Source organism: Thomasclavelia sp. (assembly GCF_017889095.1).
Taxonomy (GTDB): domain Bacteria; phylum Bacillota_I; class Bacilli_A; order Erysipelotrichales; family Coprobacillaceae; genus Thomasclavelia.
Window position 1 is genome coordinate 1 of sequence record NZ_JAGHEW010000239.1, and the last position, 3119, is coordinate 3119.

The following is a 3119-nucleotide window of genomic DNA, read 5'->3' on the forward strand; positions in this document are numbered from 1 at the left end:
GCTTAAAATATGTGGATAATAAATTAACTGATTTTGTTATAGTATTGAATGTAAATGGTTATCAAAAATTAAGAAACACTGATATATTTTATGAAAAAAGTCAAAAATATTGGCAGGAAGAAGTAGAGGCTATTTGGTAAAAATAATAAGTTAAAAGTATAGTTTTCTATATTGTTTGAAGATTATACTTTTTTTATGATGTAAATAAAAACTTGACACAAGCTATTTTATTTTCTATACTTATGTTTAGGGTAAATAAAAGTTTGGCGGTGATAAAAATGGTCTATAAATCAGAAGATATTAAAAAATTAAATAGTTTGGTTTTATTAAAAAAATTATATCAGGTTAAAGATGCTACAATGGCTGAATTAGTAAAAACAACTCAATTTTCGCAATCATCAGTACGCAGTATTTTAAAAGATTTAGAAACTAAAAAAATCTTAGTCTTAAAAAATATTGACCAGTCAAGTGGGGGCAGATGTCCGGCTCGGTATACTTTTTCAAAAGAGTATTTTCAAATATTATCAGTATTTATTGATGAGGGTACGGTAGAAATAATGCTTAAAGATATTTTTAATCAAGAAATCTTTTCAAAGCATCTTGTTTGTAAGCTAAATGCAGAATTAGAAAACATAATTATTCAAATTATAAACGAATGTCAAGTAAATTGTATAAGTATTGCTTCCAGTGGGGTTATTCAGGACGATTGTTTTTATACCGATCAGGGTGATTATATGACTAAACATGAAATTGCAGTGAATCTTAAAAAGCAAACAAAAATCCCGATCATTATTGAAAACGATGTCAAGTCGATGATGATGGGAATTCAGGCTAATCAAGAATATGATCAATTAGCGTATTTGTATATGAGTGAAACTGGTGTTGGGAGTGCTTATTATCTCCAGGGAAAGATTTTAAAAGGAAATCAGTCATTTTCTGGAGAATTAGGATTGTTACCACATGGAAAACAAACGATCAATGAAGTTATTGCCAGTAAACCAGGAGAAGATGAATTGGAAGATATCTATGCAAAGCTACTTGTTACTATTGCAGTGACGATTGATCCACAACGAATTATTTTAGCGGGTAAAAATATTGATCATATATCAATTGAAAATATTATTAATAAGATGCACAAATGTTTAAGTTTAAAATATCAAATTAATATCGATATTTCCACTCAGCCGTTAATTGATGGTTTAAACGGGTTACATTATTTAGGAATCTTAAAATTATTTGATTTATATACTGATTATCAAAGGGGGAAATAGATTTGGAGAATAAAATATTTTTCTTTGATTTTGATGGGACTTTAAGAATCGAAGAAAGTGATGAGATCACTAAACAAACATATCAAACCTTTAAACAATTAAAAGAAAAAGGCTATTTATTATTTTTAAATACGGGCAGAAGTTATCATGCTTTGGGTAAGTTAGTATATACTTTACCATTTGATGGTTTTATTTGTGGCTGTGGAACTTATATTAACTATCAAGATAAAGTTTTACTGGAAGCAAAGCTTCCTGATGAAAAAAAGCAGGAAGTTTTAGATTGTTTAGAAAAATATCATATTGATGCTTATTTTGAAGGCCATCAAGGATTATTTTGTAATCAAATCATATCTAGTTACATGAAAAAGCAAATCGAAAGTATTGAAAAAAGAGGCATGAAGTTTTTACCAACTAGTGATCCTAGTTTTCATTTTGTTAAGATGTCAATTCATTATCCTAATGATCAAGTACGAATTAACTTTGAAAAAGAAATGAGCAAATATTTTGATTTTATTATTCGTAATCAAGATGAAACTGAAGTAGTGTTAAAAGGCTATTCTAAAGGAAAAGCAATTAAAAAGTTATTAAACGATTTTAATATCGCTTACGAAAACAGTTATGCTTTTGGGGATAGTAATAATGATGAAGAAATGTTATTAGCTACCTGTCATAGTGTTTTAATTGGTGATGATGCCAAACATTTAATTGATAAAGTTAGTTTTGTTTCCAAGGATGCTAAAAATGATGGTGTTACGTATGCTTTAAAACAATTAAAAATTATAGATTAAAATAGTGGAGGGAAAATGGAGATTACAAGTGAATTAGTTTATCAGTTAATTACAGAACAGTTTTATAACTGGCATGATTTAGAAATTACACCCGTTAGTCATAGTGGCAATGATAATCGCACTTTTCATTTAGGAACTAAAATGACCGTAAGATTACCAAGTGCGAAAAGATATGTTAGTCAGATAGAAAAAGAAGCAAAATGGCTACCTTTTTTAGCTAAACATTTAACACTGCCAATTTCTAAACCAATTGCCATCGGTAAACCAAATAACAATTATCCTTATCCTTGGTCAATTAATCAATATATTGAAGGAATTCCCTTAAATCAGACTAGCGTAGATAAGGTGACTTTAGCTAAAGAGTTAGCAGCTTTTTTGAAACAATTACAACAAATTGATATTAAAGATGCGCCACTTGCTGAAAAACATAATTTTTTTCGTGGGGCTAATCCGATTGTTTATCATGACCAGGTAGAAGCTACGTTGAAACAACAAAAAGATTTACCAGTTACTAAATTGAAAAATCTTTGGCAACAGGCAATTGATGCCGAATATGAACAAGAACCTGTTTGGCTTCATGGCGATATTGCACCTGGAAACTTATTGATTAAAAATGGTCATCTTTGTGGTGTAATTGATTTTGGAATAATGGCAGTTGGTGATCCTGCTTGTGATTATGCCATGGCCTGGACTTATTTTGATCGTCAAAGTCGTCCCTATTTTTTAGCGGGATTAGATCAGGGAATGATTATGCGAGCTCGTGGCTGGGCTTTATGGAAAGCTTTGATTACTTATGATGATGTCAATGAAGAAATAGCCAAAAATGCTAAAGATACAATTAATGAAATTTTAAAAGAAGAGGAGATGAAATAATGAATACACCAACTATAATAACCAATCGGTTAATTTTAAGAAAATTTAATCTAAACGATATTGAAGCTTTTTATCGAATTTACCAAGATGAAAAAGTTAATACTTTTTTACCATGGTTTCCCTTAAAATCACTTGAAGAAGCTAAAGATTTTTTTAATGAAAGATACCAAAGTGTTTATGATCAAGA

Annotated in this window: 4 protein-coding genes; all 4 read left to right on the forward strand. The window is 29.5% G+C overall.

The genetic code is table 11. The features are described 5' to 3' along the window. The first annotated feature begins 278 nt into the window (after nt 1-278). On the forward strand, nt 279-1271 hold the full coding sequence (locus tag J7M77_RS10390; protein ID WP_296878253.1) for an ROK family protein: 993 nt from the start codon (nt 279-281) through the stop codon (nt 1269-1271). A gap of 2 nt (nt 1272-1273) precedes the next feature. Next, nucleotides 1274-2059, forward strand: a complete 786-nt coding sequence (locus J7M77_RS10395) for an HAD-IIB family hydrolase (RefSeq protein ID WP_296878255.1) — start codon at nt 1274-1276, stop codon at nt 2057-2059. Between the two features lie 15 nt (nt 2060-2074). Next, a complete protein-coding gene (locus J7M77_RS10400; protein ID WP_296878257.1) occupies nt 2075-2932 on the forward strand; it encodes an aminoglycoside phosphotransferase family protein in 858 nt (285 codons plus the stop codon). Further along, nucleotides 2932-3119 (forward strand): GNAT family N-acetyltransferase (locus J7M77_RS10405; RefSeq protein ID WP_296878259.1); only part of this gene is annotated, 188 nt, incomplete at its 3' end. The genes J7M77_RS10400 and J7M77_RS10405, both read left to right, overlap by 1 nt.

Bases quoted from the DNA above. Each gene is read 5' to 3' on its own strand.
- J7M77_RS10400 (WP_296878257.1), top strand. From the start codon at position 2,075: ATGGAGATTACAAGTGAATTAGTTTATCAGTTAATTACAGAACAGTTT.
- J7M77_RS10390 (WP_296878253.1), top strand. From the start codon at position 279: ATGGTCTATAAATCAGAAGATATTAAAAAATTAAATAGTTTGGTTTTA.